General features: G+C 54.8%; 6 protein-coding genes and 1 pseudogene. 3 read left to right on the forward strand and 4 right to left on the reverse strand.

Annotated features, from left to right (window positions below; all coding sequences use genetic code 11):
- Nucleotides 1-818: 818 nt before the first annotated feature.
- Nucleotides 819-941 (reverse strand): hypothetical protein, encoded by a 123-nt coding sequence (locus tag Q0I65_RS09400; protein ID WP_296062853.1) that lies wholly within the window; start codon nucleotides 939-941, stop codon nucleotides 819-821.
- A 331-nt stretch (nucleotides 942-1272) separates the two neighbouring features.
- Here Q0I65_RS09400 and Q0I65_RS09405 point away from each other — a divergent pair, with 331 nt between their 5' ends.
- From Q0I65_RS09405 to Q0I65_RS09415, 3 genes are all read left to right on the forward strand, one after another.
- Nucleotides 1273-1638, forward strand: coding sequence for a GntR family transcriptional regulator (locus Q0I65_RS09405; RefSeq protein WP_296062856.1), 366 nt, complete (start codon nucleotides 1273-1275; stop codon nucleotides 1636-1638).
- Complete coding sequence (locus Q0I65_RS09410; protein ID WP_296062857.1) at nucleotides 1631-2533, forward strand: ABC transporter ATP-binding protein; 903 nt, start codon at nucleotides 1631-1633, stop codon at nucleotides 2531-2533. Before Q0I65_RS09405 ends, Q0I65_RS09410 begins: the two co-directional genes overlap by 8 nt.
- 115 nt (nucleotides 2534-2648) lie before the next feature.
- On the forward strand, nucleotides 2649-4451 hold the full coding sequence (locus tag Q0I65_RS09415) for a hypothetical protein (RefSeq protein ID WP_296062859.1): 1803 nt from the start codon (nucleotides 2649-2651) through the stop codon (nucleotides 4449-4451).
- A gap of 92 nt (nucleotides 4452-4543) precedes the next feature.
- Here Q0I65_RS09415 and Q0I65_RS09420 read toward each other — a convergent pair whose 3' ends face one another.
- The 3 genes and pseudogenes from Q0I65_RS09420 to Q0I65_RS09430 form a co-directional block, all read right to left on the reverse strand.
- Entirely contained in the window at nucleotides 4544-5107 is a 564-nt protein-coding gene (locus tag Q0I65_RS09420) for an XdhC family protein (protein WP_296062861.1), read from the reverse strand.
- Complete coding sequence (locus Q0I65_RS09425; RefSeq protein WP_296062862.1) at nucleotides 5080-5445, reverse strand: hypothetical protein; 366 nt, start codon at nucleotides 5443-5445, stop codon at nucleotides 5080-5082. Before Q0I65_RS09425 ends, Q0I65_RS09420 begins: the two co-directional genes overlap by 28 nt.
- 116 nt (nucleotides 5446-5561) lie before the next feature.
- Nucleotides 5562-5950, reverse strand: a pseudogene (locus tag Q0I65_RS09430) (hypothetical protein); the annotation flags it as partial.

Below are 5950 nucleotides of genomic sequence, written 5' to 3' on the forward strand. Positions count from 1 at the left end.
CGACCGTGACGATTAGATTCCGCTGCGGCATTGTAGCGAAACGCCACTCGCTTCAGCGAAGAGTTTGGGCGAGAAGCCCCCTTTCGGGAAAGGTGCCTGGCAGTCGAGAGCGTTCATTCGCTAATTGCGCAGCCCCCTCGATAGATTCGGGGCTCATGCTGCCTATGTGGTAGAACCTAACTTTTGCAGCTAAAGAGGGCCGTTCTCCTACACGGGCTCGTACCCGAGCGATTTCCTCTCGATTTCGCCCGTGGCCGGCACGAAGGCGCAGGCCTTTATCGAGCGCGCGTGGACGTCGAGCCCTACGAAAGTGGTAGCATTGTTCATCGGAAGCCCCTTCCATGAGTGCGGCGTGGTCGCTGGCGGTTTGGACACCACTATTGTCGGCCTAATCCGCGGATATGCATGCAGGAGGGGCTTCCAACTTTTTATGTCCTGCTCATACCGTCTTGATTGCATCAGGGGCAACTCGAGCCTTTTAAGAGAGTTCAGAGCAGCGCAATTCGTCAGAGAGCATATTTCAGAAAACATGAGAGCCACTTTTCGCTCCCCTATACCCCCCCCCTGAAATTATCAAAATAGGAGGAAATCAAAAATATTTCGATATCCTCCTATTTGATGTCAAATTACCCCATCTTTTGTCAACAATTTCGTGGCGTGGGGTGTTCCTTTTACCTGAAGGCGAGTGCGGTCACGGCGCATAAGCATGCGCATGTCGCATTCTGCCCAACCAGGCGCAATACTTATCGCTTGGCAACCGATGCGCATATATCGCGTCCGGCAAGCCACGCTCACGCAAAACGCGCCAGCAACAACGCTTATCGTTGCTCCAGATATGCGATGATCTCGTCGTTGCCCTGAATAAGCTGACCCGCGTCGTACAGATACGGAATAAGATTCGCATTGCCACCCAAGGCAAGCAGCTCTTCGTAAGGTGTCACTTGCTCAACACGCGTTTATCCAGCTCAATGCCCTTCTCGTTGGCGTAATTCACCACAACCGAACACGTTGCACACGGTGCCCAATAATGCAGAATCGGTGCAGTTATACTTATCAGCGCCTCCTTTTATTCGCAGAATCAATCGCAACCCTTGAACAAAAGCCAAGAATCGCCGTCTGACATGAGTATGCGGCGCAAACGCCTTTGCGGCTTCTGGAATCGCGCTATCGCGCCCTTTCTCCTCTTGACAGGTTACTGCAGCTCTGTATAAACTGTATTAGCATGCATAGTACAGTTAATACAGAACGAACACTGAAAGGAGGTCTTGCCCCATGATTGCCGTTGATTACCGCGACCAACGACCGCTCTATGAGCAGGTGCGCGATGCGTATCGACGCCAAATCCTTGCCGGTCTGCTTGAACCAGGCACTGAAATGCCTTCGGTACGCAGCTTAGCTGCGCAGCTTTCCGTAAACCCCAACACCATTCAACGCGCCTATCATGCGCTTGAAGCAGATGGCTGCATTTGCTCTGTTAAAGGCAAGGGCAGCTTCGTGTCATACAACCCCGAAGCATCTCAAGCACGAAAAAACGAACTTCTTGCCGCTTTCGACGAAACCGTGCAGGAACTTCTCTCGATAGGGGTAGACCCCGAAACCTTGATTGAACGCTTAAACGGAGGTGGAAATCATGACTGAATTCGCCGTACAAACGCTTCATCTAACGAAGCGCTTCGATGATTTTGTTGCGCTGAACAGCGTTGATATGCACGTCCCCACAGGATCGGTCTACGGGCTGGTTGGTCCAAACGGCGCAGGAAAAACCACGCTGCTGCAGCACATTGCAGGCATCTATCGCAAAGACAGCGGTGATGTGCTGGTATTGGAACAACCGGTGTTCGAAAACGTTGCCATCAAAGAGCGCATTGCATTTGTGCCTAGCAGCTTCTACATTCCCGCGCGCTCCACGCTCAAAAGCCTGGTTTCTCTACATGAGTCAATAACGCCCCGCTTCGACAGGGGGCGCTTCGAAACGCTGCTTGGCAACCTCAATCTGCCCCTTACCCTGCCCTTCCGCAAGTTCTCGAAGGGCATGCAAAAGCAAGCGATGCTCCTGTTGGCGCTGGCATCGCGCCCCGACGTTTTGCTGCTGGATGAGCCAATGGACGGATTGGATTCGCTGGTAAGGAAAACGGCGTGGAGCATTGTCCTGAGCGACGTTGCGGAATTCGACACCACCGTTATAGTGAGCAGTCACAACTTGCGCGAACTCGAAGGCGTATGCGATCACTTGGGAATTATGGCGGAAGGCCAGGTCATAAGCGAACACGACTTGCTTTCACTTGATGGTTCGCTGGTGAAGGTGCAGCTGGCACTGCCCGATGGCGTGGAGTTTGCGGGCGTGGACGTGCTGCATGAAAGCGTCGAAGGACGCTTGCGCACCCTTATCGTGCGCGGCAATGCAGATCAAGTGCGCACGACACTTTCCGCGCTGAACCCCGTGCTGCTTGAGATTATCCCGCTGTCCCTGGAAGAGCTGTTCCTGTATGAGTTGAACGAGGTGAGCCCCCATGTCAAGAATATCGTTTTGTAATTTCGCTTTGGCAAAAGAGCTGTTCAAGCGAAATTGGTACGTGAGCGCTCTGTACCTTTTGGGATGGCTCCTCACGCTCGTGCCCACCATTTCCCGCATGCGCTACACCGTTTACGTGAACAGCCTGGATCCAACAAACAGCCTTTCAAGTTACCTTCCCCTGTTCCTAACGTTTTCGGCGTTCTTCACGCTGGCGTACTGCGTAGTTGCTACCTGCGTGAACTGCGATTACCTGTTCAAGTCGGAAAGCGCGCGGTTTTACGGGGCAGGCGCGGTGCGCAGGTCAACGCTGCTGCTCACAAGCTTTGTTGTTACCGTTTTGCCTGGCCTTGCGGTAAATGTGATTGCGGGCTTGCTCTTCACGTTCGCGGAGCTGTCGGCTGGCTTCGAACTTTGCCTGGGTCCCACGCTCATAACATCGGGCTGCCTGCTTGTTATCATCCACAGCGGTCTGTGCCTGCTCTGTGCGGCGCTTTCGAGCTCGCGCTTGGTGTTCATCATTGTCACGCTTATGCTGCACGGCTATGCTTGCGTTGTTGATTTCGGCTTCAAAACGGCAACTGACCTGTTCTCCTACGGTGTTACCGGCAACCTGAATCCGTCAAGCATCGCGTTGATCTTCTCGCCCATGGCGCAGATGGAAACACGGTTCATGATGCCAACCTGGTATGACATTTGGGGTATGCTTGCTGCCTACGCGCTTGTTGCCGTGATTGCCGTTGCCGTGGCCTGCGTGCTCTTCAAGTACCGCCGCGTGGAAGAAGTAGGCGAAGGCGTTGCGTTCAAAAAGCTGCGCCCTGTGTTCAGCATTATGTTCAGCATTGCATTCGGACTGGGATTTGCCCTGGTCGGATGCGCGTTTTCCTATTACGACGGCAGCGCAGCACAGCAAGCGAATAATCTTGGCCTTATGGGAGCGCTCATCGGCTTCTATTTTTTGGGTGCGCTGGGCTCTTACGCGGTTCTGGAAAGCATCATGGCGAAATCTGCACGCGTTATCAAGCGACGCCTTCCCGGTTTGGCGCTGGTGGCGCTGTTGTGCGTGGGCGTGAGCGCAGGTGCTTATGGAGTAGCCAGCTGCGAGTCGAAATATGTTCCCGCGGAATCCGACATCGAGAGCGTTTTTGTAGACGGTTTAGACTTTGTCGCAGATAAACCCGAAAACATCAAAACCGTCACCGACCTGCACCAATCGATCATCGACGAGCACGAATCGCCCACGCAGAAAGGCTTACCGTCGGCAAATGCCACCTATAGCGGCAAATACATATATGAAGGCACCACCCGTCTTGATGCTTCGAGTTATTACCGTTCCTACGTGAGCTTCAATTACGAAATGAAAAACGGTGACGTAATCAAGCGCGGTTACGACATATGCCTGCTCAAAGACGAGCTGAATGACCCCGCATCGTTCTCAAGCAAGATTGCCTCCTTTGCATCAAGCGATGCGGCACGACAAAACCGCATTGATTGGCTTTACGATTTGGCAGAATCTCGCCCCACCGCTGTTGTGGGAAGCATCAACCTTTACCACGGAAAGTACGGAGGTACTGAAGTCCTTGAGGACGAAATCACGCAAACCGACGATGCATCCGGAAGCCTTGATGTGACTCTGACCGGCAACGAGCTCAAGGAGCTTCTGGACGCCGGCATGGCAAACGAGCTGCTGACCAGCGCTGCTTATAATCCGAGCCTTGCCGTGTGGGCGCAGGGAAAGGACAACGCAGAGTACTGGGAAAACGTTATCGGGTACCTGAACCCCGGAGTTTACGCGTATGACCGATACGGCGAAGGCGCCATCGACAAGTTCCAGATTTACAGCGCCGTGAACCTCTCGTTCCAGGAAACGCCGAAAACCCTTGAATGGATTGCGCAGCACTACCGCATTGATCTTTCGGAAGCGATGCAGCAACTGTAGGGCTCGCAAAGCCGCCTTGCCGCCGCACAGAAAACGCCCCACATACTCACGTGTGCGGGGCGTTGTTGGTTCCTTCGCTTTGGGAAGAACGTTTAGTCCAAATGGTTTTCGTGTTGAACACGCGCCGCTTCGCTGTAATTTTCCTTATAACGCACGTCAATAAGCTTTGCCGTAATAGAAACAGCCAGTTCATCGGTGGTTTTTGCGCCAAACTTCAAACCGATGGGTCGTTTGATGCGCGCCCAGCCTTCTTCGGTGGCGCCCAGCCCAATAACCAGGTCGTGAACCGTTTCGTTCTTACCCTTGCAGCCCATCATGCCCACGTAATGCGTGTTGCATGCCACGCCCCACGCGCAGCTCTGCGGGTCGTACATGTGGCCGCGCGTAAGCACGCACACGTAATCGGCGGGGTCCGCAGCGTATTTCTGCAGGTCATCGAAGTTACCGCCCTCGAACAAAATGCGCTGCACGCCTGGGAAGCGCTCTTCATTCAAGAAAGCAGGGTCGTAATCGGCAACCGTCACTAAAAAGCCCAGATGGGTTGCAAGCTGCGCCACTTCGCAGGCAACATCCGAAGCGCCCAGCAGCCAAACACGCTTCGCCTCGAACAGCGGCGTGGCTTGCCAAATCAAGCCATCGAACTGCTCGTTGTGCATGGCGGGGCGCGCGTTACATCCTTCATCTGCATCAAATCGCGCCCCGAGTACTCGTGTGCGCACACGATTTCCTTCGCATCGTTGGCAAAGAAAATGAAAGAGTCGCCATTAGCGGAGCCCTTGTCGCCGAACTTCTTCGTGACTTCGTTGTCCACGTTTGTCACGGCAACGGCTGGATCCAGAACAATCTTGAATCCCAACCAAGCCAAGTCGCGCTCATCAATAGCACGCAGCGCGCGCTCGAACACCGGAATGTCTGCAGCGGTCAGCTTTGCAGCGATTTCGCACAATCTATCAGGCTCAACAGACGAAAACACTTCATGATCAAGCTCGGGCACCTGACCCTTCTGCAGGCATGCTACAACCTAACTTTTGCAGCTAAAGAGGGCCGTTCTCCTACACTGAGCTGGGAGAACGGCCCTTTTTCTAGTGACATTTTCCGGCGTGGTACGCCCTAGCTCCTCGGTTTCCTCACATCCGCCATGATGGATCGGATCTGCCCGCGGGTGAGCACCTGGCGCGACAGGTCGATCCCGACGGCTCCCGCGAGCTCGTCGGTGAGGTCGGTCCGGTAGTCGAACAGGTAGAGGTTGCGGTCCACGAGGTGGCCCGTCACGCCGGCGAGAGCCTCCGATATCTGCGCTGCGGAGTATTTCCGCCCCGTGTCGAGCTGCATGAGCCGCATGGCGAGCAGCGCCACGTAGCAGACGAGGAAGTGGGCGCGTATGTGGGACTCGGTGGAGCAGTAGACGGGGCGCGCGCCGAGGTCGCCCTTCATCACCCGGAAGGACTCCTCGATCCTCCAGAGCCCGCGGTAGGCGTCGATGACCTCGCGGTCGTCCA

The sequence above is a fragment of the uncultured Ellagibacter sp. genome (assembly GCF_934643285.1).
Classification (GTDB): domain Bacteria; phylum Actinomycetota; class Coriobacteriia; order Coriobacteriales; family Eggerthellaceae; genus Ellagibacter.

Coding starts and splice junctions, on each gene's coding strand:
- Q0I65_RS09405 (WP_296062856.1), top strand. CDS start 1,273: ATGATTGCCGTTGATTACCGCGACCAACGACCGCTCTATGAGCAGGTG.
- Q0I65_RS09410 (WP_296062857.1), top strand. CDS start 1,631: ATGACTGAATTCGCCGTACAAACGCTTCATCTAACGAAGCGCTTCGAT.
- Q0I65_RS09420 (WP_296062861.1), bottom strand. CDS start 5,107: ATGCACAACGAGCAGTTCGATGGCTTGATTTGGCAAGCCACGCCGCTG.